General features: G+C 70.0%; 21 protein-coding genes and 5 pseudogenes. 17 read left to right on the top strand and 9 right to left on the bottom strand.

Annotation, left to right across the window (positions count from 1 at the left end; genetic code table 11):
* From ACTWQO_RS25075 to ACTWQO_RS25060, 4 genes and pseudogenes are all read left to right on the top strand, one after another.
* Window positions 1–189 (top strand): annotated as a pseudogene (locus tag ACTWQO_RS25075) (DsbA family protein); the annotation flags it as partial.
* A 43-nt stretch (window positions 190–232) separates the two neighbouring features.
* Complete coding sequence (locus ACTWQO_RS25070; RefSeq protein ID WP_443239596.1) at window positions 233–1,039, top strand: MBL fold metallo-hydrolase; 807 nt, start codon at window positions 233–235, stop codon at window positions 1,037–1,039.
* A gap of 2 nt (window positions 1,040–1,041) precedes the next feature.
* Window positions 1,042–1,452, top strand: a complete 411-nt coding sequence (locus ACTWQO_RS25065) for a nuclear transport factor 2 family protein (protein ID WP_443239595.1) — start codon at window positions 1,042–1,044, stop codon at window positions 1,450–1,452.
* A gap of 214 nt (window positions 1,453–1,666) precedes the next feature.
* On the top strand, window positions 1,667–2,806 hold the full coding sequence (locus ACTWQO_RS25060; RefSeq protein WP_443239594.1) for an ABC transporter substrate-binding protein: 1,140 nt from the start codon (window positions 1,667–1,669) through the stop codon (window positions 2,804–2,806).
* A 331-nt stretch (window positions 2,807–3,137) separates the two neighbouring features.
* Here the strand turns inward: ACTWQO_RS25060 and ACTWQO_RS25055 are convergent, their stop codons facing one another.
* A complete protein-coding gene (locus ACTWQO_RS25055) occupies window positions 3,138–3,830 on the bottom strand; it encodes a TetR/AcrR family transcriptional regulator (RefSeq protein ID WP_443239593.1) in 693 nt (230 codons plus the stop codon).
* A gap of 99 nt (window positions 3,831–3,929) precedes the next feature.
* Here ACTWQO_RS25055 and ACTWQO_RS25050 point away from each other — a divergent pair, with 99 nt between their 5' ends.
* The 6 genes from ACTWQO_RS25050 to ACTWQO_RS25025 all read left to right on the top strand — a co-directional run bounded on the left by ACTWQO_RS25050 (window position 3,930) and on the right by ACTWQO_RS25025 (window position 7,964).
* Window positions 3,930–4,865 carry an NADP-dependent oxidoreductase gene (locus ACTWQO_RS25050; RefSeq protein WP_443239592.1) on the top strand — a complete coding sequence of 312 codons (936 nt, stop codon included), beginning with the start codon at window positions 3,930–3,932 and terminating at the stop codon, window positions 4,863–4,865.
* Between the two features lie 28 nt (window positions 4,866–4,893).
* Entirely contained in the window at window positions 4,894–5,574 is a 681-nt protein-coding gene (locus ACTWQO_RS25045; RefSeq protein ID WP_443239591.1) for an SDR family NAD(P)-dependent oxidoreductase, read from the top strand.
* 76 nt (window positions 5,575–5,650) lie between these two features.
* The gene (locus tag ACTWQO_RS25040; RefSeq protein ID WP_443239590.1) at window positions 5,651–6,022 is read left to right on the top strand and encodes a DoxX family protein; all 372 of its coding nucleotides are present in this window, start codon (window positions 5,651–5,653) and stop codon (window positions 6,020–6,022) included.
* Between the two features lie 51 nt (window positions 6,023–6,073).
* Window positions 6,074–6,712 carry an NAD(P)-dependent oxidoreductase gene (locus tag ACTWQO_RS25035; RefSeq protein WP_443239589.1) on the top strand — a complete coding sequence of 213 codons (639 nt, stop codon included), beginning with the start codon at window positions 6,074–6,076 and terminating at the stop codon, window positions 6,710–6,712.
* Between the two features lie 15 nt (window positions 6,713–6,727).
* Window positions 6,728–7,624, top strand: coding sequence for an LLM class flavin-dependent oxidoreductase (locus ACTWQO_RS25030; RefSeq protein WP_443239588.1), 897 nt, complete (start codon window positions 6,728–6,730; stop codon window positions 7,622–7,624).
* Window positions 7,614–7,964 (top strand): hypothetical protein, encoded by a 351-nt coding sequence (locus ACTWQO_RS25025; protein ID WP_443239587.1) that lies wholly within the window; start codon window positions 7,614–7,616, stop codon window positions 7,962–7,964. Before ACTWQO_RS25030 ends, ACTWQO_RS25025 begins: the two co-directional genes overlap by 11 nt.
* 712 nt (window positions 7,965–8,676) lie before the next feature.
* On the opposite strand, the gene ACTWQO_RS25020 is transcribed toward ACTWQO_RS25025, so the two are convergent.
* Genes ACTWQO_RS25020 through ACTWQO_RS25010 form a run of 3 tightly spaced genes read right to left on the bottom strand, consistent with a single transcriptional unit; the run spans window position 8,677 to window position 11,862 of the window.
* Window positions 8,677–9,948 carry a sugar ABC transporter permease gene (locus ACTWQO_RS25020; protein ID WP_443239586.1) on the bottom strand — a complete coding sequence of 424 codons (1,272 nt, stop codon included), beginning with the start codon at window positions 9,946–9,948 and terminating at the stop codon, window positions 8,677–8,679.
* A gap of 5 nt (window positions 9,949–9,953) precedes the next feature.
* Entirely contained in the window at window positions 9,954–10,736 is a 783-nt protein-coding gene (locus ACTWQO_RS25015) for an ATP-binding cassette domain-containing protein (protein WP_443239585.1), read from the bottom strand.
* A gap of 37 nt (window positions 10,737–10,773) precedes the next feature.
* On the bottom strand, window positions 10,774–11,862 hold the full coding sequence (locus tag ACTWQO_RS25010) for a substrate-binding domain-containing protein (protein ID WP_443239584.1): 1,089 nt from the start codon (window positions 11,860–11,862) through the stop codon (window positions 10,774–10,776).
* A gap of 556 nt (window positions 11,863–12,418) precedes the next feature.
* On the opposite strand from ACTWQO_RS25010, the gene ACTWQO_RS25005 reads away from it, so the two are divergent.
* Together ACTWQO_RS25005 and ACTWQO_RS25000 are read left to right on the top strand one after the other, a co-directional pair.
* Window positions 12,419–14,818, top strand: a complete 2,400-nt coding sequence (locus ACTWQO_RS25005; protein WP_443239583.1) for a SpoIIE family protein phosphatase — start codon at window positions 12,419–12,421, stop codon at window positions 14,816–14,818.
* A complete protein-coding gene (locus ACTWQO_RS25000; RefSeq protein WP_443239582.1) occupies window positions 14,815–15,903 on the top strand; it encodes a sugar ABC transporter substrate-binding protein in 1,089 nt (362 codons plus the stop codon). The genes ACTWQO_RS25005 and ACTWQO_RS25000 overlap by 4 nt, the downstream gene beginning before the upstream one ends.
* Window positions 15,904–15,925: 22 nt before the next feature.
* Here the strand turns inward: ACTWQO_RS25000 and ACTWQO_RS24995 are convergent, their stop codons facing one another.
* The 4 genes and pseudogenes from ACTWQO_RS24995 to ACTWQO_RS24980 all read right to left on the bottom strand — a co-directional run bounded on the left by ACTWQO_RS24995 (window position 15,926) and on the right by ACTWQO_RS24980 (window position 20,704).
* The gene (locus ACTWQO_RS24995; protein WP_443239603.1) at window positions 15,926–16,912 is read right to left on the bottom strand and encodes a beta-ketoacyl synthase N-terminal-like domain-containing protein; all 987 of its coding nucleotides are present in this window, start codon (window positions 16,910–16,912) and stop codon (window positions 15,926–15,928) included.
* Window positions 16,797–17,633 (bottom strand): annotated as a pseudogene (locus ACTWQO_RS24990) (IS701 family transposase); the annotation flags it as partial. The gene ACTWQO_RS24995 and the pseudogene ACTWQO_RS24990, both read right to left, overlap by 116 nt.
* A gap of 40 nt (window positions 17,634–17,673) precedes the next feature.
* Window positions 17,674–19,878 (bottom strand): MMPL family transporter, encoded by a 2,205-nt coding sequence (locus ACTWQO_RS24985; protein WP_443239581.1) that lies wholly within the window; start codon window positions 19,876–19,878, stop codon window positions 17,674–17,676.
* Between the two features lie 10 nt (window positions 19,879–19,888).
* Window positions 19,889–20,704: a CPBP family intramembrane glutamic endopeptidase gene (locus ACTWQO_RS24980; RefSeq protein WP_443239580.1), complete on the bottom strand. Its 816-nt coding sequence runs from the start codon at window positions 20,702–20,704 to the stop codon at window positions 19,889–19,891.
* A gap of 386 nt (window positions 20,705–21,090) precedes the next feature.
* Here ACTWQO_RS24980 and ACTWQO_RS24975 point away from each other — a divergent pair, with 386 nt between their 5' ends.
* Window positions 21,091–22,821 carry a sensor histidine kinase gene (locus ACTWQO_RS24975; protein WP_443239579.1) on the top strand — a complete coding sequence of 577 codons (1,731 nt, stop codon included), beginning with the start codon at window positions 21,091–21,093 and terminating at the stop codon, window positions 22,819–22,821.
* Window positions 22,812–23,455: pseudogene (locus tag ACTWQO_RS24970) on the top strand (response regulator). The gene ACTWQO_RS24975 and the pseudogene ACTWQO_RS24970 overlap by 10 nt, the downstream one beginning before the upstream one ends.
* Window positions 23,456–23,501: 46 nt before the next feature.
* Here the strand turns inward: ACTWQO_RS24970 and ACTWQO_RS24965 are convergent.
* A pseudogene (locus ACTWQO_RS24965) lies at window positions 23,502–23,810 on the bottom strand (transposase); the annotation flags it as partial.
* Window positions 23,811–23,830: 20 nt separating this feature from the next.
* Between ACTWQO_RS24965 and ACTWQO_RS24960 the strand changes: the two are divergent.
* The 3 genes and pseudogenes from ACTWQO_RS24960 to ACTWQO_RS24950 all read left to right on the top strand — a co-directional run.
* On the top strand, window positions 23,831–24,730 hold the full coding sequence (locus tag ACTWQO_RS24960; protein ID WP_443239578.1) for a replication-relaxation family protein: 900 nt from the start codon (window positions 23,831–23,833) through the stop codon (window positions 24,728–24,730).
* 93 nt (window positions 24,731–24,823) lie between these two features.
* On the top strand, window positions 24,824–25,099 hold the full coding sequence (locus ACTWQO_RS24955; protein WP_443239577.1) for a hypothetical protein: 276 nt from the start codon (window positions 24,824–24,826) through the stop codon (window positions 25,097–25,099).
* A gap of 599 nt (window positions 25,100–25,698) precedes the next feature.
* A pseudogene (locus ACTWQO_RS24950) lies at window positions 25,699–26,031 on the top strand (transposase); the annotation flags it as partial.
* Window positions 26,032–26,081: the final 50 nt, after the last annotated feature.

Below are 26,081 nucleotides of genomic sequence, written 5' to 3'. Positions count from 1 at the left end.
GATGCCTTCGTCGCCGCCTTCGAAGCACCCGAGGCACAGACCGCGGCCCACACCGACTTCCGTCGCGCGGCCCAGCTCGGCGTCACCGGGTTCCCCACTCTTCTCGTCGTCGACGGCGACTCCGTCACCCCGCTGGCATACGGCCACGCCACCGCCGACGAGGCCGACGAACGCCTCGCCGCTCACTGACCTTCCCCGTCCCCACCCCATCCCTTGCCCAAAGGAGACATAGATGAGCACGCTTTCCTTCAAGGTCCTCGACCTCGACTTCCCGGCCGGCAGCAAGAACAAGACCGCCACCCTCGTCACCGGCGAGCAGGAGGCGCTGCTGGTCGACGCCGGCTTCACGCGCGCCGACGGCCACCGGCTGGCCGCCGAGATCCTCGACTCCGGCAAGAAGCTGACCACCGTCTTCGTCTCCCACGGCGACCCCGACTTCTACTTCGGCGCCGAAGTGATCGCCGACGCCTTTCCCGACGCCGTCTTCGTCGCCACCCCAATCGTCATCGCGCACATCCAGCACTCCTACGAGGGCAAGCTCAAGGCCTGGGCCGCGCTCGGCCCGAACCTTCCCACCCGACTGGTCGACCTCCAGCCGCTGACCGGCGACCTCCTCCTGGAGGGCCACCGCTTCGAGCTCAAGGGCGGTCCGGCCGGACTGCCCGACCGCCACTACCTGTGGCAGGCCGAGCAGCGCGCGATCCTCGGCGGCGTCCTGCTCTTCCAGCAGGAGCATGTCTGGGTGGCCGACACCCCCACCCCGGGCGACCGTGCGACCTGGATCGACCTGCTGGACGAAATGGCCGCCTTCCAGCCGGAGTTGGTCGTCCCCGGCCACCGCCTGCCCGGCACCCCGGCCGACGCCTCCGCCATCACCGCCACCCGCGACTACCTCCTCGCCTTCGAGGAGGAATTCGGCAAGGCGGCCGACGGTGCCGCGCTGACCGACGCGCTCGTCAAGCGCTACCCCGACAACGGCATGCTGATCGCCGCCCAGATCGGGGCCAAGGTCGCCAAGGGCGAGATGAAGTGGGGCTGACGATGAGCGAGTTCGCCACGTCCACAGCTCCCGCCGATGTTGTGCGCCGCCAGTACCTCGCCTCCGCGTCCGGTGACCTGGAAGCCCTGCGCGCCACCCTCGCCCCCGACGTGGAGTGGACGGAGATGGCCGGTTTCCCCCTGGCCGGCACCTACCGCACTCCTGAAGGGGTCACCTCCCATGTGATGGAGCAGCTGGGCAAGGAATGGGAGGGCTGGACCGCCCACGACGACACCTATGTCGTCGACGGCGAGAACGTCGTCGTCCTCGCCCGGTACACCGCGACCAACAAGGCCACCGGCAAGCCGATCGACGTCCGTGTCGCCCACCATTTCGTCGTACGGGGTGGACTCATCGTCCGTTTCGAGCAGTTCGCTGACACAGCGCTGGTGCGCGAGGCGATGACGGACTGACATTCCGTTCCATCGGCGTCGATCCCCATCTGGCCGACGAAGCCGTCGAACGACTCAACTGGCAGGGGGTAGAGGCCTTTCCCCAGACACTCGGCGCCGCCCCCACTCGACTTCTGCCGCCGGGACCGAGCACAGCGTCCATATCCCGTCGGGGCACGGGCGCCGCTGGAACCGGTGCTCTGCTTCCTCTCAACCAGAAAGGTATTTCACCCCCATGACCAACCTCCCCAGTCGACGGCGCCTGCTCGCCACCGGAGCGGGTGCCGCTCTCGGCCTCGGCACATTAACCGCCACCGCCACGCCCGCCGCGGCGTCCCCCGGCCTTGGTTCACCAGCAGGAGCCGAGGAGACCAGGACGCTCGACGAGCTCTACCAGGCGGCGCTGGCCGAGGGCGGCAAGCTCGTCGTCTACGCGGGCGGAGATGTCTCGACGCAGGCGGACGGTCTCCGGAGCGGCTTCAAGAGCCGTTTCCCGGACATCGACCTGACGGTCGTCGTCGACTACAGCAAGTTCCATGACGTCCGCGTGGACAACCAGTTCGCCACCGACACGCTCGTGCCCGACGTCGTACAGCTGCAGACCGTGCAGGACTTCGTGCGCTGGAAGCAGCAGGGCCGCCTGCTGGCCTACAAGCCCGCCGGCTACTCCAAGATCTACGCCCCCTTCAAGGACCCGCACGGAGCCTGGGTCGCCGTCCAGGTGAGCGCCTTCAGCTACATGTACGGTCCGGCGGCGGTCGGTTCGGACGCACCGCGCAGCCCACTGGACCTCGTCGACGCCAAGTGGAAGGGCCAGATAGCTTCCTCTTACCCGCACGACGACGACGCCGCCCTCTACCTCTACACGCTCTACGTGGAGAAGTACGGCTGGGACTGGCTGGCCCGACTGGCCGCCCAGGACGTGCAGTTCGCCCGCGGCAGCTACACCCCCCGAGACGCCGTCACCAGCGGGCAGAAGCCGATCGGCGTCGGTGGCTCCGGCGCGGCCCTGGCCACCGGGCCTGTCAAGTGGGTGCTCCCCGACGAGGCGACGCCGTTCATGTCCTGGGGGCAGCGAGCCGCGATCCTGAAGCAGGCCAAGTACCCGACCGCAGCCAAGCTCTACCTCAACTGGCGGCTGTCCACCGGGCAGCAGCAGGCCGCCACCAACGGCTGGTCGGTCCGCATGGACGTCACCCCGCCGACGGGTCTGAAGCCCATCTGGCAGTACCCGAACGGCAACCTCGACGGCTTCCCCCGCTTCATGGCCGACCGCGCCGCCGTCGAGCGCTGGAAGCAGACCTTCGCCCTGTACTTCGGTGAGGTCAAGGGCGACCCGTCGCCGGGCCGGCTCGGGCTGCACCCCGGGGCCTGAGCGAACTCCGGCAGAACTTGGGCAGGCCGTCCTTCCGGAGGGGGACTGCCTGCCCAGGCGGTACCCCTCGGCAAGACTCGGACCTACCGCGCCGCTCGGACCTGAGCAACCATGGCCCGACAAGCAGCGCCCTCTGACCTGAAACTCTGGAGTGCCCCCATGGGGGGGGCGCTCTTGGTGGCACCGGCAGTGGAGTCTGAGGCTCCGGGCCCCGTCGTCGGCGGCGAGGCTCCGCCGCGCGGCCGAGACCAGCCCTCACGGCGCCGCAGGCGGCCGACCGCCTGTCGTGGCCCCGCGGCGGAGCCGCATATCGACACAGCAGGCGGAACGCTCAGGCGGCGCCCGAGCCCGTTCGTGCGAGGCGGACCATGGCGCGGTAGAGAGCGGTGGGCGCTGGGGCTTCGGGCAGCGCGGGGATCGGTGCGCCGGGGGTGGCGTAGGAGCGGAGCATGTGGCCGACGAGGCGGCGCCAGGCGTCGGGGGCGGCGTCGCCGGTGGCGGCGATGACGCCGGCGTTGGCCATGAGCAGGATGACGAGGTCCTCCGAGACGAAGTCCTCGCGGAGGTGTCCGCTGTTCTTGGCGCGGGCGATGAGTTCGAGGAACCCGTTGTACGCCTCGGTGCGGCGGGCCTCCAGGGCCTTGGCGGCGGGGAAGGTCATGGTCAGGACGTCGGCGAAGCCGCGGTCGGCGGCCTGCATGGCGCAGACGGCGTGGAGGTAGCCGGCGAAGCCGTGCCAGGGGTCGGGGTCGGCGAGGGCCTCGGTGACGACACCGACGTAGGCGTCCATGCGGTCGGCGAAGACCGCATTGACGAGTTCCTCCCGGGTGGCGAAGCGCCGGCCGAGGGTGGCTTTGCCGACGCCTGCCTCGCGGGCGACCGAGGCCATGGAGACGCCGAGCCCCTCGGTGGCGAAGAGGCGGCGGGCGGCGGCCAGGATGCGGCAGCGGTTGCGCTCGGCGTCGGCGCGCAGTCTTGCTTCGGGCTGCTGGTCCGGACTCTGGTCGGAAGGCGCGGAGGTCATGCACCCACTCTACCTAAGTGGGCCGGGTGGTCCGTTTCTGTTGTACGCTGAGCGATGTGGAAGCGGGAAGGCCGTACCACTTATGGAGAGGTTTCTGTCATGCGCGCTGTAACGCTCGAATCCGTTCCTTCGACTCCGGCCGTGGCCGAGGTGGACACTTCTCGCCCGGAGGCCGGGGAACTGCTGGTCAAGGTGGCCGCCGCCTCGCTGAACGGCATCGACCTCGCCACCGCCGCCGGCTACACGCAGGCATTCATGGAGCACCGGTTCCCGCTGGTCCTCGGCCAGGACTTCGCCGGCTCCGTCGAGGCGCTGGGGGAGGGGGCGGAGGGGTTCGCCGTCGGTGACGCGGTCTTCGGTGTCGTGATGAAGCCGTTCCTGGGCGCCGGGTCGCTGGCCGAGTACGTCACCGTGCCCGCCGGACACGGCGTCGCCCGCATCCCCGCGGGCGTGACGACGGGGGACGCGGGCGCGCTGGGCGTCGCCGGGGCGACCGCCCTGGTGAGCCTAGACGCGGTGGCCCTGGCCGAGGGCGAGACCGTGCTGATCTCGGGTGCCTCCGGCGGGGTGGGTTCGCTGGCTGTGCAGCTCGCCGCCGCCCGTGGCGCGAAGGTGATCGGAACCGCCCGGCCCGGCGCGCAGACCGACTTCGTCACCGGCTTGACCGACGCCGCGGTCCACGTCGTCGACTTCACCAGTGACCTTCAGGCCCAGGTCCGCGCGATCGCCCCGGACGGCGTGGACGCGGTGCTGCACCTGGCGGGCGACGGTGCGGCGCTGGCCGCTCTGCTGCGGCCGGGCGGACAGCTCGCCTCCGCCACCGGTCTGGGCCAGGACGACGTCAAGGACCACGACATCACCGTCCACACGATCATGGGCAACCCCGATGCCAAGATCCTGACCTCCCTGGCCGAGCAGGTCGCCGCCGGTGCGCTGCGGGTGCCGGTCACCGCCACCTACCCGCTGGAGCAGGCCACGCAGGCGTTCGCCGCCTTCGCCGGCACCCCGGGCAAGATCGCCGTCTCCTGCTCCTGATCCACGCCCAACGGAAAGAGGAACCACCGTGCCCACCATTGCCATCGTCGGCGCCGGCCCCGGCATGGGCCTGGCCATCGCCCGCACCTTCGGCGGCCGCGGCTTCGACGTCGCCCTGATCTCCCGCACCAAGGAGAAGCTTCAGACGCTGGTCGATCAGCTCGGCCAGGAAGGCATCACCGCCGAGGCGTTCCCCGCCGATGTCCTGGACCGGCCCTCCTTGACCGCCGCCCTGGATGCCGTCAAGGCCCGCTTCGGCAGCATCGACGTACTGGAATACTCGCCGGCCCCGCAGTACCCGTCGCCCGGCGCCACCCTGGCCGCTCCCTCGGAATCCACGGTGGACAATCTGCAGCCACAGATCGAGTACATCTTCTACGGCGCCGTAGCCGCCACCCACGCCGTGCTGCCCGCGATGCGTGAGGCGGGCGCCGGCACCCTGCTGTTCACCACCGGCGGCGGGTCGGTGGACCCCGTCCCGATGCTCGGCAACGTCAACGCTGCCAGCGCGGCACTGCGTAACTGGGTGATCAACCTGGGCAAGGAGCTGTCCGACAGCGGTGTCCATGCCGCGCACGTGGCGATCAGCGTGTGGATCGGTGACGGCGGCCCGGAGGGCTTCCCGACGGCCACGCCCGAACAGATCGCCCCCCTGTACTGGGAGTTGCACGAAAACCGCGACCGTTCCGAAGCCGTCTTCACCGCCTGACTGGCCGGTCCACCCCGCTCCCGGGAGGGGGTATCCGTCCCCTCTCACCCCCTCCCCTCCTCGAAGGAATCCGGACGTGAACGTCTTCTTGTGGATAGTCCAGGCCGTGCTGGCCGCTATGTTCGCCATGGCCGGCGTGATGAAGTCCACCCAGCCCAAGGAGAAGCTGGTCGGGCAGCTGCCCTGGACGGTCGACTTCGCCCAGGGCACCGTCCGCTTCATCGGGATCGTGGAGTTGGCCGCCGCCCTCGGCCTGATACTGCCCGCGGCGACCGACATCGCCCCCGTGCTGACCCCGCTGGCCGCGACCGGCCTGGTCGTGGTGATGGTGCTGGCCGCGATCACCCACGCTCGGCGCAAGGAACCCGGCGCGATCGGCTTCAACGCCGTCCTGCTGATCCTGGCCGCGCTGGTGGCCTGGGGCCGCTTCGGCCCGTACAGCTTCTGACCCCCTCCGTCCCACCCCCCACCGTCTCAACGCCACCCCGAGGACCCCCTGATGCGTGTCACCGTCTTCGGCGCGACCGGCGCCATCGGCCGCCTGGTCGTCCAGCAGCTCCTGGACGGCGGCCACCAGGTCACCGCCCTGGTCCGCAACCCCGCCAAGCTCGCCCTCAACCAGTCCCAACTCACGGTCGTCACTGGGCAGTTGTCCGACCGTGACGCCGTTGAGCAGGCCGTCAGCGGCGCCGACGCGGTCATCAGCGCGCTCGGCCCGTCCCTGAAACGGTCCACGACCGGCACCCAGGTGACCGACGGCACCCGCACCATCGTGCAGGCCATGCAGGCGCAGAAGGTGACCCGCTTCATCGGCCTGGCCACGCCCTCACTGGCCGACCCGAAGGACAAGCCACACTGGAAGCACAAGGAACTGCCCGTCGCTGCCAGGCTGATGTTCCCCAACGCGCTGGCCGAGTTGAAGGGCATGACCGAGGCCGTCACCGGCTCCGATCTCGACTACACCCTCGCCCGCATCACCAACCCCACCGCCAAGCCCGCCACCGGCCGCATCCGCTCGGGTTTCCTCGGCCACGACAAGATCGGCTCCGCCATGAGCCGCGCCGACATCGCCGCGTTCCTCGTCTCGCAGCTCACCGACGACCGCTACCGGCGGGCCATGCCCACCATCAGCAACTGAAGCCAGGCCCCCACCATGACCTTCGAACTCGGCGTCTACTCCTTCGGCAACACCCCGCGCCTGCCCGATGGCAGCCGCGGCCCCACCGCCCAGGCCCTGCGTGATGTGCTGGAGGCCATCAAGCTCGCCGACGAGGTGGGCCTGGATTTCTTCGGAGTGGGCGAGCACCACATGCGGGCGATGCCACTGTCCTCACCCACCTCCGTGGTCAACGCCGCCGCTGCCACCACCCACCGGATCAAGCTCAGCACCGCGGTCACCGTCCTGTCGACCGATGACCCGATTCCGGTGTTCCAACAGCTCGCCACCGCCGCGTCCTTCGCTCCCGGACGCATCGAACTGGTCGCCGGACGCGGCTCGTCGACGATCACGTTCCCGCTGTTCGACCACGACGAGCACGACTACGACATGCTCTACGCCTCCAAACTCGCCCTGCTGATGGCGGTCAATGCCGGCGAGAACGTCACCTGGAACGGCCCTCACCGCAGACGTCCGCTGCAGGACGCCACCATCTACCCCCGTCCTGAGGAGCCGCTGAAGATCTGGCTGGGCACTGGCGGCAGCCCGGACTCGGTGTACCGCGCCGTCGAGTTGGGGCTGCCGATGTTCCTCGGCATCCTCGGCGGCAGCCCCGAGCACTGGGCGCGATACGGGCACGCCTACCGCTCCGCCTGGGCCGAGGCCGGCCACCCCGCCGAGCGGGCCGACGTCGCGGTCGCCGTGGACGGGTTCGTCGCCGAGTCCGGCACGCAGGCCCGGTCGACCTATCTGGAGCACGAGCACCGCATGATGGCCGAGGGCTTGGCGGAACTGGGCCGCCCCGCCCCAGCACGCGCCGACCGGACTGCGGCCTATGGCCCCGACTGGCTCCGACGGTACTGCTGCCTGCGACGATTCGCTGGTGAGCTATGACCTTGCTGTGTGGGACGGTGAACGTCCACTGGACAACCACCAAGCGGGCTCGACCTACGACGAGTTCTACGAGCGCTACCTGGAGTCGGACGATGTCGTCGTGCCCCCGGCGCCGCGCATCGTGGCCTACGTGGAAGCGCTCGTGGAGCGGTACCCGGACGACGTAGATCGCAGTGTCGTATGGGCATCGCCACCGGTCATCGATGGGGCATCAGGGCCGATCGTGTACCTGCTCATGTCCTATGACAAGGCTGAGGAAGTGTCCGAGTACGCCGCTGCGCTGGTTCGCGAGCACGGTCTCGTCTGCTTCGATCCGCAGGGAGAGTGCCTACGCCCTTGAATACCCTGCTCTGTCCGCGAGCGGACCAGAGGAAGTTGTCTGCGATGAGGAGGCCGACGGGGTAGACCGTGGCGGTCTTCTCGGTGAGAAGCCGGGGTGTAGCGGTTGGCGGAGGTTTCGCGGATGCGGTGTGCTTCGTCGCAGATCAGGAAATCGAGGCTGTTCCGCTCTGCGGTGATGAAGCTGTTGAAGAGGCTGTCCCGGACAAGCTGCCGAGCGGTGGTTCGACCGCATGATGGCTATTGCCTGCGACTTTGCTCGTGCCGCTCACGAGTGTCTGCATTGCAACTGTCGCATGCGGCGGAGGCCTTTTCCCAGTTGGCGCGGGGACGGACTTCGTAGCGGGAGTCGGCACTCATGTGGCGGTGGCCACCGATGAAGAACGCGAGGGCGGAGCCACGCAATTCCTTGCGCGCACGGCCAAGAGCGTGGTGCAGGGCATTGGTACCGGGGCGCTGTGGGGGCGTGGCGTAAACGGCGGGATAACAGTTTGCCCACCGAGCCCGGGAGGCGCCGCATGGCGCACTGGAGGCGGTCGGTGACCTGGAGGGGGTCTGACGTGCGGCGGGCGGCCGCATCAGCGTGGGCGCCGGAGCGGTCGCCGCAGATGACCTCGACGCCAGGATGGGCCTGCGGCCCCGGTGCCAGGGTGGCGGCGTTCCGGTAGGCAGGAGAGCTTCTTCCGGTAGCCCGAAGCCCGGTGCGTGACCAGTCATGCCCGCCCATGCGCTTCCTGCGAGCGTCGCGCCAGTGCGTCGATGACCACGGCGGCGAAGAGTACCCCGCCTGTGATCATGAACTGGACTGCAGTGGGGATGTCCGTGATCACCATGCCTGAGGCGATCGACTGGATGACCAGCATCCCGAGCACCGCGGACCAAGTCGTACCGCGTCCTCCGAACAGGCTGGTGCCGCCGATGACGGCCGCCGCGATGGCATTGAGGAGCAGGAGGCCCGAGCCCGCCCCCTGACTCACCGAGGTGATGCGCGAGGCCAGGAACAGGCCGCCGATTGCGGCCATGGTGCCGGAGACGGCGAGCACCGCGGTCTGCACCCTCGTCACACTGAGGCTGGCACGACGGGACGCCTCAATGCTGCCGCCGAGGGCGTAGACCTGCCGCCCGTAGTGCGTGCGGCGCAGCACGATGTCGAGGCCGGCCACCACCACGAGGAAGATCAGCAGGGCGAGCGGCAGACCCTGGAACCGGTTGAGCAGGTATGCGGCGGTGAACGCGATGGCCGCGAGGACGCCCGTGCGCACGATGATTCCCCGGAGCGAGCGGTGCGGCATGCCCATGGTCCTGCGGCGCCGTCGGTCCTGGTAGGACACGAGGAAGACCAGGACCGTGCCGACTGCCGCCAGGCCGTATGCGGCGGCGTCGTTGGTGAAGTAGTGGCTCGTCAGCTTGGCGACGAGCCCGTTCTCGTCGAGGTTGACGGTGCCACTGGTCCCGAGGATGTACAGCATGAGGCCGTTCCAGGTCAGCAGTCCCGCGAGGGTGACGACGAAAGCCGGCACGCGGGTCTTGGCGACGGAGTAGCCCTGGACGGTTCCCGCAGCGGTGCCCGCGAGCACCGCGATGATGAGGGCGAGCCATTCTGGCACGCCGTTGTTCACGTTCAGAACGGCGAAGACAGCGGCCGCGAGGCCGCTGATCGAGCCGACCGACAGGTCCAGTTCACCGAGCAGCAGCACGAAGACGATGCCGACCGCGATCAGGCCCGTACCCACGATGTCCACGCTGAGATTGGACAGGTTCCGGGGTGACAGGAAGCTGTCGTTGAGGGACTGGAAGGTGATCCAGACCGCAGCGAGGACCAGGACGATCGGGAGCGAGCCCAGCTCGCCGGCGCTCAACTTGTGCCGCAGGACGGCGACCCCGCTTTCCACTGCCTGGGCGACGGCCGGTCCGCGGGGCGCCAGACGGGCCTCGGCGGTGCGCGCGGACGCTGCGCCCCGGGCGCCGCCTGCCCTGCTGTGCATCCCTTTCACCACCCTGCCTCCCGGTGAGCCATCCGGCGGGGCACGTTCTCCGCCGCGCCGGTGATGGAGGCGATGATCTGTTCGTGAGACGCGGTGGTCACATCGAAGAAGCCGTTGTTGCGACCGAGCCGCAGCACGGCGGCCCGGTCCGCGAGAGCCTTGACATCGCCCATGTTGTGGCTGATGAGCAGCACCCCGAGGCCCCGGTCACGCAGCCGGTCGACGAGGTCCAGGACCTCGCCGGTCTGCTCGAATCCCAGAGCCGCGGTCGGTTCATCCAGGAGGAGCACCCGAGGGTCGCCGAGGAGTGAGCGGGCGATGGCGACCGTCTGCCGCTGGCCGCTGGACAGCGAGACGACAGGGGCACGCAGATCGGGGATACCCCTGGTCAGACGCTCCAACAGGCGCCTGGTGCGATGCTCCATCTCGACCTCGTCGAGGAACCCGAACCTGCGGATCTCCTGGCCGAGGAAGAGATTGCCCACGACGTCGAGATTCCCGCACAGCGCGAGGTCCTGGTAAACGGTGGCAATGCCGAGGTCCCGGGCATCGTGGGGGCGCCTGATGTGGACCGTCCGGCCCTCCCACTCGATGACGCCTTTGTCCGCCGGGGCGACCCCGGAAATCACCTTGACCAGAGTGGACTTGCCGGCCCCGTTGTCCCCCAGCAACGCGACGACCTGGCCCGCGCGAATCTCCAACTCGACGTCGGTGAGGACCTCGACGACACCGAAGCGCTTACACACGCCGCGCAGCGTCAGCAAGGGGGGACTCGACACGAAGACCATCTCCTTCCCTGACCGGTCCTGCCCAGGAACCGGCCTGTCAGGTGAGTCCGGCCTTGGTGCAGGCGGCGTCGAGTTGCGGTGTGCAGATCTGCTGGATCGTGTACACGCCGTCCTTCACCACGGTGTCCTCGATGGTGTCGATGGTCACGGACACAGGGGTGAGCAGGACGGCCGGAACCGTGCCCCCACTGCTGGTCGTCACCTTGTCCGTGGCGACCCGGTCGAGGCTTTCACCACGGGCCGCGGCCACGACCAGTGCGGCGCCGGCGGAAGCCTCGGGCGCGAAGGGCTTGTAGACGGTCATGTACTGCTCGTCGGCGACAATGCGCCGCACGGCTCCGAGCTCGGCGTCCTGCCCGGTGACGGGGGGCAGTGGGTCGACCTTGTTGGCTTTCAGAGCGGCGATGCTGCCGGCGGCGAGGCCGTCGTTGGCGGCATAGACCCCGTCGATGTTGTCGGCGCCGAGGGCGGAGATGGCGCCGGACATGTTCATGTGAGCGACCTCCGTTCGCCACTGGGGGGTGTCGTACGCTTCGGCGATCTCGACCCTCCCCTCGAGCACGGACAGCGCGCCCTCCTTGAACGACACCGCGTTGGGGTCGATGGGATCGCCGTTCATCATGACGATCTGGTCGCCGGACGCCCCGTCGCCCAAGGCCTTCAGCAGCGCCGTGCCCTGGAGCCTGCCGACCTCCTCGCCGTCGAAGGAGGCGTAACCCGAGATCGGCCCCTCGGCGAGTCGGTCGTAGGCGATGACGGGGATACCTGCCTCGTCCGCCTTGGCGACCGTGGGGCGCAGCGATCTGGCGTCCACGGCCACGAGCAGAATGGCATCGACCCCCTCGGCGATCATCGAGTCCATCTGCGCCTGCTGGATGGCCACATCGCCCTTGGCGTTGGCGTGCTCGACCGTGCACTCGTCGCACAGCTCCTTGATCTGTCCGTCGAGCAGCGGCCTGTCGTTCGTCTCCCAACGAGCCGTGGTGGAGTCCGGCAGCAGCACACCGATCTTCGTCTGGTTCCCCCCGCCGGAGTCGTTCCCGGTGCCCTCCCCGCAGGCCGCGAGAGCAGCGGCCGCGGCGGCCGCGGTCACAGCGACTACCGCCCCCCGTACGCAGGCCTTCATGTGAGAGACCTCCCTGTGCGCGGGGCGGCCGGCTCGGCGCCAAGGACGTGCACCGGTCCCTGCTCTCCCGGGGGCTCTCGGCTCGGCCGGCCCGGCACCGGTGGTTCCCTCATGGAACATGGCGACATCCGGCCTACGCGCCATGCCACGCGCACTGTCGGGCAGAAGACCGGCAGTCGGCAGACAAGCACGAAGCCGACGCGGAGCATCCGCCTGGAACATATTGTGTGAAAAGCGGCAAAACGGCTATGTCGTTAGTGTGACATCGGCTGCGGTGAACTGCGAACGCGGCGGGCATCGCCCTCAATCGGAAGCCGAAATGTGGCGATCTGTCTGCTTTGCCCGTATGTGAGACGCTGGTAGCTGAGCGCCCCGATCTCAGCCTGTCGGCACCTGTGGCCTGGGGCGGGAGGAAGATGCAGACATGCCTCATGACGGCCGTGCCCGGGCCGGCGTATCGCAGCTGCGGGCATCGGAGGCGGGGGCTGCGGACACGGGTCCACCGCCTCCGGGGCGAGAGGCCGACCCGGGGGAGCGGGCCCTGACGTTCGCCGGAGTGGCGCTGGCAGCTGTCTATCTGCCCGGTGTCGGGGAAGATGAGCTCCGGTTGGTGGAGACGGCCCGATGCGCCGTTTCCCAGTACGGCCTGCCGGAGCATCTGCCCCTGTCCGGCGGCTCACCTGCCGCGGAGGCCTTCCGCACCGACCGGCCGCTGTGGCTGGACCATGCGGCCCTCGCCTCCTACGAGGGCGGGCCGACACCACCACGAGCGCAGACGTCACTCGGTGCACTGTCCCTCGGAGCGGAAGGCGGGCGGCTGGGGTGTCTCGTCGTCGTGGGGGCCTCCGCAGACGGATTCGAGGCCGAGCAAAGGCGCTTCCTGGAGCAGTACGCCCACGCGGTCGCCGACCTGCTCCAGGGCGGGACAGACCGACCCGCATCGCCCTCGCTGCTGATCCGCGCCCTGCGCGCGCTGCGCGTCGGCTCGTTCGTCCTGGTGCCGGACACTGGCGTGATCGACGCGGACGAGATGCTGCTCGAACTGGTCGGCATCACGCCCGACGACTTCGACGGCAAGGCGGACACCTTGCTCGCGAACGCGCTCCCAGAGGACATGCACGCGCTGATGTCGGTCCTGGAACCTTCCACCCCTGCGTTCGCCCGGCGGGAGCTGGAGTTCCGTGTCCGCTGCCCCACGGGTGAAATGCGCTGGCTGAGCCTGAGGTGCCGGGTGCCGGCGGGCCCCGATGACCGGCCGCAGCAGTTGCTGGGGGTGGTGACGGCGACCTCGGTACAGCGCCGAAGCGCCGACGACGTGTCCCGGATCCAGTGGCTGACGGCCGCACTCGACGACGCCGCAACGGTCCAGGACGTCGGCCGCGTGGTGGTCACCGCGCTGCGTGAGCCGCTGGCCGCCGACCGGGTGGCGCTCGCCGAGCTGCGGGAGGACCGGCTGATCGTCATCGTGCTCGACCCGCCGCAGCCCGCTGCCTGGCCGGAGACTTGGCGTTCCGAGTGGCGTTCGGAGTGGCCCGACGCTCCGGTCAGGGCCTTGCCCACCCTTCAACTGGCTCTACGGGACGGGCGTACGGATCTGTGGCCCGCCGGCACAACCCTCGAACCGGGGCTCGCAGGTATCGGTGCCGGAGGCCTGGCCGTCATGCCACTGCCCGCCAAGGGCGGGGTTGTCGGCGTGTGCCTGGTCGGCTGGAATCAACCGCACGAGTTCGTCACCGAGGAGCGGTCCGTTCTGACCGCAACCGCAGCGCTGGTGGGGCAGGCCCTCGAGCGTGCGCACGCGTACGACGCTGAGCAGGAACTCGCGACGATGCTTCAGCGCAGCCTGCTGCCGCGGCGCCTGCCCGAACTGCCCGGGGGCACGGCCGTCGCCCGCTATCTGCCCGCCAGGCGCGGGCTCCAGGTGGGCGGTGACTGGTACGACGTCATCGTCATCTCCGAGGATCGGGTGGCGCTGGTCATCGGTGACGTGCAGGGACACAGCGCCGGAGCCGCGACGATCATGGGCCAGATGCGGACCGCGGTCAGGGCATACGCGGTAGAGGGACACCCGCCGGACGTGGTCGTCTCCCACGCCAACAGGCTGCTCGTCGGCATGGAAACCGATCTGTTCGCCACCTGTTGCTATGTCGAACTGGACATGGAGGAGGGCACCGCCCTGTTCGTCCGGGCCGGGCACCTCTCCCCACTGGTACGCCATCCCGACGGCACCACCGAGGAGGTACAGGTCGAAGGAGGGCTCCCGCTGGGCATACTCGCCGAGGCGGAGTTCCCCATGACCGCGTTGGCGCTGGCCCCCGGCGCGGTGCTCGCCCTGGTCACCGACGGCCTGGTGGAGGCCGCCGACCTGCCCCTGGACGAGGGGATGGACCGCACCCGCACCGCGCTCACCGCGGCCGACCCGGCGGACCCTGGGCGGATGGCCGACGAACTGCTCGGCGACGTCGGCCGCCGTGAGGACGACGTGGCGCTGTTGCTGTTGCGCTACGACGGCATGAAGGCCCGGCCGATCCGGGCCGGCTGGGTGGTGTGGCGGTTGCCCGACGCCGTTATGCACGCCCGCCGTTTCACCGCGCGCATCCTGCGCCGGTGGCAGGTCGAGGAAGCAGCCGACGCGGTGCTGCTGGTCGTGTCCGAACTGGTCACCAATGCCTTGGTGCACACTCAGGGGTCGGTCCGCCTCGACCTGATACTGCGCGGGGACCGGGTGCGCGTCTCCGTGAGTGATGCCTCGCCGCGAGCGCCCGCCAAGCCGGTGATCGTGGACTGGGAGTCGACCGGCGGCCGAGGCCTGCTGCTGGTCGAAGCGATGTCGGAGTCCTTCGGCTCCGTGCCGGTGGCCGGCGGCAAGCAGGTGTGGAGCGAGATCCTCGTGCCACGATGCGAGCCGGCTCCCGCGGACTCGGCTCCCCGAACGGAACGAGGGGGTCTGCCATGAGGACCCGGACCCGTACCGGGCACGTCGTCACGGCGCTCGTCGCAGGACTCGTGACGATGTCCCTGACGGCCTGTTCGGACGGCGACGAGGCGACCGCGGACAGCTTCGCCGTCGGCCTGCTGCTCCCCAGCCGGGCCGTGGCCCGCTGGGAGCACTCGGACAAGCCGCTGATCTTGCAGCGCCTGAAACAGCTGTGCCCACGCTGCACCATGCAGTACGCCAACGCCGAGAACGACGTGTCGAGGCAGCGGGAACAGATGACGTCCATGATCACCAAGGGGGTCAAGGTCCTGATCCTCGACGCCGTGGACAACAAGGCGCTGCGCTCCCCGATCCAGGAGGCGCGCAATGCGGGTGTCCCCGTCGTCGCCTATGACCGGCTCGCCCAAGGCCCGATCTCGGGCTACGTCAGTTTCGACGGTGCGCAGGTCGGCAGGCTCCAGGGCGAGGCACTCTTGAAGGCCATGGGCGAGAAGACGACCGGGAAGACCGTCGTCATGGTGAACGGAGATCCGTCCAGCCCCAACGCGGCGTGGTACCGCAGGGGTGCGCTGTCCGTCATCGAAGGCAAGGTGAAGATCGGCAGGTCGTACGACACCCGCGGCTGGAGCACCGACAACGCCCACGCCAACATGTCCGCTGCCATCGCCGCCCTGGGCCCGGACCGCATCGGCGGCGTCCTGGCTGCCAACGACGCCATAGCTGCGGGCGTCATCTCGGCTCTCAAGAACGCCGGTGTCAGGGAGCTTCCTCCCGTCACCGGCCAGGACGCCGACCTCGAGGCTGTGCGGCGCATCGTCGAGGGCGAGCAATACATGACGGTGTACAAGCCGTTCACGACGCAGGCCGCCGCAGCTGCGGCCATGGCCGTCGCCCTGGGTCGCGGCGAAGACGTCCGCGAAGTCACCACGACGACGATCGACAGCCCCACCACCCAGGACATCCCGTCCGTGCTGCTCACTCCGAGCACGGTAACGGTCGGCAACATCAAGCAGACACTCGTCAAGGACGGCGTATACACCATCGAGCAGATCTGCACCCAAAAGCTCCGGCCCGCCTGCTCCCAGGCCGGACTCTCCCCATGAAGACGTCCGGCCTGAAGAGAAGTCAGGCAGCCGTGAAGGCGAGCACGGTGTTGTGTCCGCCGAAGCCCAGGGAGTGGCTGAGGGCGAGGTGAATGGGCTGGTGGCGGCTTGCGGGGTGGACGATGTCGATGCCGGAGGTTGTGCCGTCCGGTGTCATGAAATTGGCGGTGGGCGGAGCCGTTCGATGGGTGATACTCGCGACCGTAAGGGCCGCCTCGATGGCTCCGGCGGCGCCCATGGTGTGGCCGAGGACCCCTTTGGCCGAGGTGACCGTGGGGCGACGGTGCGGGTAGAGGTCGCGGATCACGGTGGCTTCCACGGTGTCGCCCCGCGGGGTGCTGGTGCCGTGGGCGTTGATGTGGTCCACCTCGCAGGCACTGGCGCCCGCCATGGCCAGAGCGGTCCGAGTCGCAGCCCGCAGCCCGGATCCCTCGGGGTGAGGAGCCGTGGGGTGGTATGCGTCGCTCGTGCTGCCGTGACCTGCCAGGAGGGCGAGCGGGCCGGCGGTGCGGGCGTCGGCGTGGCGTCTGCGCTCCAGTACGAGCATTCCGGCGCCCTCGCCGAGGACGAAGCCGTCGCGGTCCTTGTCGAACGGGCGTGATGCACGGCCGGGGTCGTGGTCGCGGCGGGACAGGGCGCCCATTTTGGCGAAGGCGGCGGCGCACAGGGGGGTGACCATGGCGTCGGTGCCGCCCGCGACGGCGATGTCGCAGGCACCGGTTTTCAGGAGCAGGCAGGCCGTGATGAGGGCAGTGGCTCCTGAGGCGCAGGCGGTGGAGGTCTGCAAGGAGGGGCCGGTGACGCCGAGTTCGAGGGCGAGGTGGCCGGCGGCCATGTTGGGCAGGAAGGCGGGCAACGTCATGGGGGAGAGCGCGCCGGGACCGGTGATGAGCAGTTGCGGCTTGCGGCCGTTTCCGGAACAGGCCGGGGCGAGGGGCTCGGCATCGTGCGGGTGGACGGTCACGTCCGAACGGATGGCCACCACATAGCCGATGCCGCGCTCGCTCAGGCCGTCGCGGAAGTCGGCGTTCTGCCCGTAGCCGGTGCCGGCCACCACCACCGGCGGTCACCACCACCGGCGGCACCAGACCCCACCCGGCCAACTCGTCGAAGGTGTCCAGGGCCAGGCGCCACTTCTCCCGGTGCCCGACCTTTGGCGGTATCCCGGTCTTCTGCCGCCGTCCGGCATCGTGCGCCCACTCCTGGGGCACGAACAACCGCCACTGCAGCGGACAGGACGCGGCATCGGAGACCGCGTGCACGCTCACCGCGACCTGGCAATTGGCCCGCTCGCCCAAAGCTCCGCAGTACTGGCGGGCGACCGCCACCGACATCTTCCCGTCCTCGGGGAACGACACGTCATCGACCGCCCAGGCATCCGGGCCGATCAGCGGCACCATCCGCTCCGCAATCCGCCGCCGCACCGGCACCGGATCCCACGTCGACTGGTTCACGAACTGCTGCAGGTTCTGCTCGTTGCCGTCCGGCAGGCGCTCCGCCATCGGCTGGATCGACTTCCGCCGCCCGTCCAGCATCAGCCCCCGCAGATAGCAGTCACCCTTCGCCCGCTGATCCCTGCGCGGCACCGACGCGAAGACGTCCGCGACGAATAACGCCAACTTCGCCCGAGCACGGTTCACTTCATGTGCATCCGTACCCCCAACATGCCCCCAAACAGGACCACGAGACAGACCTAACGGAGCCCTACCAGGGCCTGTCCGGCGGATCATGCCGGACAGGCCCTGGTGGAGGGGTGGCTTCGAGCAGTGACTACCGTGCGCCGGGCGCCGTGGCCGCCAGATCCGGAGGCGCTGTGGGCGTGGGCAGGAGGAGGTCGTCGGCGTCGTCGCCTTCGAGGTGGATGTCCGGCAGGATCCGGTCCAGCCATCCCGGCAGCCACCAGGCATGCTTGCCGAGCAGGCTCATCGCGGCGGGGACGAGGACCATCCGTACCAGCGTCACATCCAGGATGACGGCCACGGTGAGGCCGACGCCGAACAGCTTGGCCGTGCCGTCGGGGTCCAGCACGAACGCGCCGAACACACCGGTCATGATCAGTGCCGCGCTCGTGATCACCCGAGCCGTGGAGCCGACGCCCTCGACGACTGCCGCTTTGGCGTCGCCGTGGCGCTGGAACTGCTCACGCACCCGGCTGAGCAGGAACACCTCGTAGTCCATGGACAGTCCGAAGAGAACCGCGAACATGAGCATGGGGGCCAGCGACATGATCGGAACGCTGCCGTCGAGGCCGATGAGACCGGCTCCCCAGCCCCACTGGAAGATCGCGACGACCACTCCGTACGCGGCACCGATGCTGAGGACGTTGAGGATCGCGGCCTTCAGCGGCACCAGGATCGACCGGAACACGATCATCAGGATGACGAAGGACAGTCCGATCACGGCGCCGAGGAACCACAGCATGCGCTGCTGGAGCTGATCCGAGAGGTCGACATCCAGGGCGGTCGCGCCGGTGACCATCGGCTTCGCCTCGGTTCCGCGCAACGCGTCGGGCAGCAGGTCCTGGCGCAGGCGCTCGACGAGCTCGCCGGTCTTCGCGTTCTGCGGCGCGGTGGTCGGGGTGACGGCGAACGCCGCCAGATCGCCCTTGGGGCTCAGCGCCACGGCGCTCACGGTGGCGATTCCGGGCTCGTCCTCGAGGGCCGTGCCCACGCCGTCGATCGCGGACGGGGCGGTCCCGTTCATCTCGATCACCACTTGGAGGGGACCGTTGACGCCCGGTCCGAAGCCCTCGGCGACGAGGTCGTACGACTTGCGTGTGGTGCTGGCCGCGGGGTCGTTGCCCGCGTCGGGGATGCCGAGATGCATGGAGAAGACCGGCACGGCGAGCACACCGAGCAGAACGACGGCTGCGGCGCCGTAGCGGACGGGCTGTGCGACCACCTTGGCCGACCAGCGGCTGGACTTGGACTTCGGGTTGTACGCCGGCTTGGGCTTCACGAAGGGAATCCGCAGGTTGTTGACCCGTCGGCCGGCGAGCCCGAGCATCGCGGGCAGCAGGGTGAGTGCGGCGAGCATGGTCACGGTGACCATCACCGCCGAGGCCCAGCCGATCACGGTGAGCATCCGGATGCCCGCCAGTTGCAGGCCGGTGATCGCCACGATGACGGTGACGCCGGCGAACAGGACCGAGAGGCCGGCCGTGGAGTTCGCGCGGCCCACCGCCTCGGGCACGGGCATGCCGTGGGCCAGGTTCTGGCGGTGCCGGGTCAGGATGAACAGTGCGTAGTCGATGCCGATCCCGAGGCCGAGCATCATCGCGACGATCGTGGCGATCTTGGGAACGGCCATGGCCCCGGACATGACGCCGATGGCGCTGAAGCCGATGAGGATGCCCACCAGCGCGGTCACGACCGGCAGGCTCATCGCGACGAGGGAACCGAACGCCACCGCGAGGATCACGACGGCGAGCGCGATGCCGAGCAACTCGCTGTTGGCCCCGCCCTCCTCACCCTTGGCGTAGCCGAGCCCACCGTCGTACTCGACCTGCACTCCGGCGTCGCGGACGGCTTCAGTGGCTCGTTCCGCGGCGTCGAACTGGGCAGCGGTGACCTTCTTCTCGGTGTCGAAGGCCAGGGTCGTGAAGCCGGTCCGGCGGTCGGGACTCAGCGTCGGGCCCCGTGCGTCGTACGGATCGGACACCTCGACGACGTGCGGAATCGCGGCGAGTTCGGTACGCGCCTCGGCGATCGCGGCCTTGACCTCCGGCCGGGTCAGCCCCGCGTCGGAGTGGAAGACGATGTTGGCGGTGGAGATGGTCTCCTGCGGGAACTTGTCCTCGAGCGCCTCGGCCGCCTTCGCCGACTCGACGCCGGGCAGCTTGAAGTTGTCGTCGGCGGTGCCGCCGTAGGACTGGTTGAGCAGGAAGGCGGCGGCCGCGATCACGAGCCACGTCATGATGACGCGCCATGGGTGCCGGCCGGCGAAGTGTCCGATCCGGTAGAGCAGTCGGGACATGGGGTGCCTCTCAGGTTTCGGTGGCGAGTGTGGGGGCGGGGCGCGCGGACGGCTCGGCGGCGCCGGGCGGGGCCTTGGCGGTCCAGAAGCGCCGGTGGCCGAGGACCAGGCCGAGGGCGACCGCGGACCAGATGAGGACGTAGAGCCAGGTCTCGCGGGTCGCGTCCGCGCCGGACGGCCAGAGGTCCTCGGTGTTGATGGTGCCTTCGGTGGCATGGGCCAGGAGGGTCAACAGGGTGCTGCCGCCTGCCTGGTTGAACAGCCAGCCGTACCAGAAGGTGAGGGCCACGGTGGTCAGCGCCTCGTACGGCTCCAGGCCGAAGGACGAGACGAAGAACAGCGGCGCGTGCCAGCCGGTGATCAGCACCGCCAGGATCGCGGTGGCGGCCAGCGGGCTGCGGCGGGCCTGGAGGCGCGGCTGGGCGAAGCCGCGGAAGCTGGGCTCCTCGCTGAACGGGCCGCCGAGGGGGTTGACCATGTTCATCCCGATGGCGAGCGCGATGCCGTAGACGGGGGTGAAGTCGTCGGTCGAGGGGGCGGGTGCGCCGAGCGCCATGTTCGCGCCCATGGTGGCGAAGTGGACCGCCAGCGGTACGGCGATCGCGATCACGTACCAGATCCAGTGCACCCGCCAGCGGATCAGCCGGGAGCCCAACTCCCTCAGCCCCGCGGTCCCTTCGGCGACGGACACCACGATCAGGGCGGCGATCAGGGCGCCGGGGGCGAAGAAGCTGCCGAACGGTACGGCGGCCCAGCTCAGGGCGTAGGCCAGCACGAAGAACGCGGCCAGTGGATGGGCCTGGACCCATGCGGCGGGACGAGCCATGAGCTTCCCCCTCGGGGCGCGGAGTCGCGGCGTACCCGGGTCCTTCGAGGCGGATGCGTCGAGTGTGCCCCGGCGAGGCTCCTCCGGTTCCTCTTGGATGACCCGGGTCTTCATCACGGCTCCTCGGTGGGTTCGGGGGTGTCCCTCACGCTGGCAGCGAGCGGTGCGGCGGGTAAGGCGGGCCACTGGCGGTTCGGGGGGCGGGTTTCTGGTGTGTCCGCAGGGGGGACCGGCGACCCGTGCCGGCACCGGGCCACCCTGGCGCCGGTCCGGTGCCGGGAGTAGCGTGCGAGCGACGCCTCCCTTCATGTCCGGTCGTACGCGGGCCCCTTGTGGACGGTCGCGCCCCGGTCACGGCCGACGGCAATGATCGGGAAGGGGGAGTGATGCCAACGACCTCGGCGGATCCGCCGGTTCGCACGCGGAGGCCGGTGCTCCTGATCGGCTTGGCGGGCCTGGTGCCGGCCGCGGCCGCCGGGTGTACCGCTCTCGCCGTTACGGGCGGCACGCCGGCGATCCATGCGGGGCTGATCATCTGGATCGCGGTGTCCTACTCCGCGGCCGGACTCGTCGCGTGGTGGCACCAGGCGGCCAGCCACATCGGTCCGCTGATGCTGCTCGCGGGGGTGGCGACCTTCCTCTCGGCTCTGACGTGGTCGGGCGACACCGCCGTACAGACCGTTGGTCAACTGTTCGACCTGCTGCCGATGGTGGTGATCCTGCACCTGTTCCTGGCGTTCCCGGCCGGACGGCTGACGGGACGGCCGACGCGGCTGCTCGTCGGCCTGGGTTACGTCGCCGCGGCCGGTGCTCAGCCGATGGTGATGATGCTGGGCGGCTTCGGCCCGGACCACCCGCTGCGGCTGGTCGACGCGCCGGGTGCGGCCAGGGTGCTGTACGACGGTGAGCTCATCGCGATCAGCGTCCTCTCGCTCGCCGGGGTCGCCCTGCTCGCGGCCCGTCGGCGGGCCGACGGACGGCCGCTGCGCCGGTCGCTGGGGCTGCTGATCGACTCCTTCGGGCTCGGCCTGGTGATGATCGCCGTCCTGCTGCTGGTGGGCGTGTTCGGCGGGCCGCCGTTCCCGCTGATCCAGCGGGTGAGCCTCGCGGTGATCGGTCTCGCCCCGGTCGCCTTCCTCGCCGGCCTGCTGGGCGCCCGGCTGGCCCGTACCGCCGTCGCGGGCCTCGTGATGGAACTGCGGGCCGAACCGGCCGATCTGCGGGCCCCGTTGGCCCGGGCGCTGGGCGACCCGTCACTGATGTTGATCTACTGGCTGCCGGAGTTCGCCAGTTGGGCCGACCAGGACGGCAAACCGCTCGATCTGCCAGCCGGTCCGGGCCGGGCGACCACCCTCATCGAGCGGGACGGCGCGCCGGTTGCGGCCCTCGTCCACGACGCGGCGCTGAACGACGAACGCGAGCTCCTGGACGCCGTCGGCGCCGCCGCGGCCATCGCGTTGGAGACCGGCCGGCTGCAGGCCGAACTGCGCGCCCACGTCGACGAGTTGCGCGGTTCCCGGGCCCGGGTCATCGAGGCGGGCCAGAAGGAGCGCCAGCGGCTGGAGCGCGATCTGCACGACGGGGCCCAGCAGCGGCTCATCGCGCTCTCCCTCGACCTGGCCATGCTGGAGGCGAGTCTCGGCGGGGCCCCGGCCGCCCGAGCCCAGCTGTCCCAGGCCAGGGGTGAGATCGCCACCTCGCTGGCGGAGCTGCGGGACGTGGCGCGCGGGCTGCACCCGGCCGTGCTGAGCGCGCACGGGCTCGCCGTCGCCCTGGAGTCGCTGGCCGCGCGGGCGCCGGTGCCGGTCCGGCTGACGGTACGGCTCGACGGAAGACTCGCCGAGGCCGTCGAGGTCGCGGCCTACTACGTGGTCTGCGAGAGCCTGGCCAACATCGGAAAGCACGCCCGGGCGACCACGGCCACGGTGAGCGTGGCCCAGGCCGACGGCCGGCTCGTGGTGGAGGTCCTCGACGACGGCCGCGGGGGCGCCGACACCGAAGGCGGCAGCGGACTGCGGGGGCTGGCCGACCGGGTCGAGGCGCTCGGCGGCAGGCTGCGCGTGTGGACGTCGCGCGGCACCGGCACCCGAGTGGAAGCGGAGTTGCCGTGCGGGTAGCCATCGCCGAGGACAGCGTCCTGCTCCGGGAGGTCTGGCGCGGCTGCTGGGCGACGCCGGATTCGAGGTGCTGGGGCGCTGTGGGGACGCCGAGGAACTGCTCGCTCTGCTGCGGACCCGGCTGCCGGACGTGGTCGTCGTCGACATCCGGCTGCCGCCCACCCACAGTGACGAGGGTCTGCGGGCGGCGGTGGAGATCCGCGCGGCCCATCCCGGGGTCGGGGTGCTCGTGCTGTCCCAGTACGTCGAGCCCGGCCTGGCGATGAAACTGCTGGCCGACTCGGCGGAGGGCGTCGGCTATCTGCTCAAGGACCGCATCAGTGATGTGCCCGACTTCCTGGCCGCCGTCCGCAGGGTCGCCGCCGGCGGTTCCGTCATCGACCCGACCATCGTCTCCATCCTCCTGTCGCGGCGGCGCAGCGACGACCCGCTCGACCGGCTGACGCCGCGGGAGCGCGAGGTGCTGGAGCTGATGGCCGCCGGCAACTCCAACCAGGGCATCGCCGACCGGCTGGTGATCACCCTGCGCGCGGTGGAGAAGTACGTCTCCAGCATCTTCGGCAAGCTCGGCCTCCCGGCCACGGGCAGCGAGTCCCGCCGGGTGCTGGCCGTGCTGATGTTCCTGCGGACGTGAGTGAGCGTTTGGTTCTCGGTTGTCTGTTTCATTTGGCTTAGCTGCCGTATCCGGCGTCCAGCACGACCAGAACCTCCGGATCGCCCGGCTTCCACTGCTCGGCGGCGATGAGCCGCTCGACCAGCTCGCGGATCGGGACCGTGGTCACCGCGGCAACGTCCGCGCCTGGCTCCAGGCGGACAGCGTCCAGCACCGCCATCCACGACGTCCGACGGGTCTCCAGCGCGGCGACGATCGAGTACGGCCAGCCCGGGATCATTTGGTGCTTGCCCTCACCTCGACCGAAGGTGTGGCAGAGGGACCGGTCAGGGCAGGTGTTGGCGTCCGACCGCAGCCACGGTGAGACGTCCGCGGCCCTCTTCTCCCAGCACTGATGTGCCTGGAGAAGCGCCCCGGGCCCGCAACGCGGCGGCGACGAAGGCCGGCGCGGACATCCGCAGCGAGGTCCTGCTCACCCTCGCCCAGCTGCGCCTGGCCACGCCCCGCCGGCTCAAGGCGCTACTGCTGCCGCCCCAGCAGGACACCCACCACGTCCGTCGCGCGCTGCGCAACCTGCTCGCCGAATCGCCAGCCCTGGTCGGCCGGACCCACCGCGCCCAGCAGAGCTACTGGTACTGCACCCCGGCGGGCCTCGCCGAAGCCGCCGCCTCCGGTGAGCTCGCGCCAAGGGCCGGCCGGACCACCGGGAAGCGCATCGCTGCCAGCAAGACGGGTCTTCGGGAACACGGCCTCGCACTGGTCGACACCGTCGTCGCCTTCCACCAGGCGAAGGTGGCCGATTGCGCCGACTGGCAGGTGGAAGTCGCCCACGCCACTCCAGCCGGGAACCTGGTGTCCGACGGTGTGGTGCTCCTGGCCGACGGCTCCAGTGTGTTCGTGGAGATCGGCCGCACGATGTCCTACGCCCGCCTGGTCGCCAAGCTGGAGCGCTACGACGCCTACCGCAACGCACCGCCGTCCGGACGCGGCAAGGCCGCCCGGGCCCCGCGCAGCCACTGGCAGGAGACCTACGCCGGGCCGTCCCTGGACCGGCCCTTCCCGCCGGTGCTGTTCGTCTTCGCCCCGGCCCCGCGCCGCGCGGCCCCGGCCACCAGGGAAGCGGCATTCCACCAGCGCGCCCAGCATGTCCACGGCGTGAACTACCGGATCATCGTGGCGACTACGACGCTGAGGCAGCTGACCAGGCACGGCCCCGATGAGCCGGTGTGGCGCGTGGCCGGCTGCGGGGTGGGGGAGGACCGCTACTCTCTGGATGCGTTGCCGAAGGCGTGGTGAGCACGGCGAGCCCGGCTCGGCCTGGATGAAGAGGCTCGGGCCGGGCCCGCCGCCCGCACCCTCGTTGTCGGTGGCGGCTGGAACGCTGGTCGGATGAACGGAGACGAGCGGCTGCTGCGTGGCCGGGTGTACGGCCACGACCACGACGACCCCAACCCCGGCCCGCTCCCGCACCTGACGTATGCCGAAGTGGTCGGCGGACCGCTGGACGGCCTGCTGCTGGACATCCACGGCTGGCGGACCGAAGAAGTCGACGACGGCGTTGCCCTGTCCACCGAGCTGACGCGGTGGCCCGGCGGCGCGAGCCTCGCCGACGCCGCCGCATCCGTGCAGGTCACCCCCACCGTACGGGCGTGGTTGGGCCGCTGACATCCCCTCTACGCCCCCGGACCCCGCCCACAGCAGGAAGAACAAGGAAAAGGAAGGTGGGTGGTGGGTGGGTCAGGTCCCGGGCAGCGAGCGAGGGGATCGGGGCGCACTCGCTGGTGTCGCCCGCCGGGAGAGGTCGCCGCGCCAGGGCCGCCGACGGTGCGGCGGCCGGGGTCAGGAGTCGTTGGCATGATCTGCGTTCTTGCGGGCAGGCGGCTTTGGTGCTGCACGTGCCTGCTGAGCTCGTCTCGCAGGTGAGTTCTGCCCTGGTCCAGGCCGGCTTCCAGGTGTCGGGCGACGCGGGGACACCGGTGTCCCAGGGGTGCGTGTGACCGAGGTGCCCGAAGGCGCTTTGGTCCGCTCGACGGGCTCGGACAGGTTCACCTCGCTGGCCCGTGACCAAGCCAGACGCGCCGGGAGCGGCGACAGTATGAGAGTGCTCGTGCAGGCTGCAGTAACAGGGCTGCTGGTCCAGCTCGGACACACCGTCACCGAAGCCTGCGATGAAGGCGTGGTGGTGCGAGCCGACACAGCAACGTCGGACCAGTGCGTGACGCGGCAGATGTGCCTTGACGCTGACTAGTAGGGCTCCGTTAGGTCTGTCTCGTGGTCCTGTTTGGGGGCATGTTGGGGGTGCGGATGGACATGAAGTGAACCGTGCTCGGGCGAAGTTGGCGTTATTCGTCGCGGACGTCTTCGCGTCGGTGCCGCGCAGGGATCAGCGGGCGAAGGGTGACTGCTATCTGCGGGGGCTGATGCTGGACGGGCGGCGGGAGTCGATCCAGCCGGTGGCGGAGCGCCTGCCGGACGGCAACGAGCAGAACCTGCAGCAGTTCGTGAACCAGTCGACGTGGGATCCGGTGCCGGTGCGGCGGCGGATTGCGGAGCGGATGGTGCCGCTGATCGGCCCGGATGCCTGGGCGGTCGATGACCATATTGGCTGCCCAGCGTTGCGCCGGCCGGGGAGGCGGACTGCCTCATC

Origin of the sequence: Streptomyces sp. 4N124 (genome assembly GCF_052245395.1) — a bacterium.
GTDB lineage: Bacteria > Actinomycetota > Actinomycetes > Streptomycetales > Streptomycetaceae > Streptomyces.
This window is presented reverse-complemented; position numbering and strand designations above follow the sequence as displayed.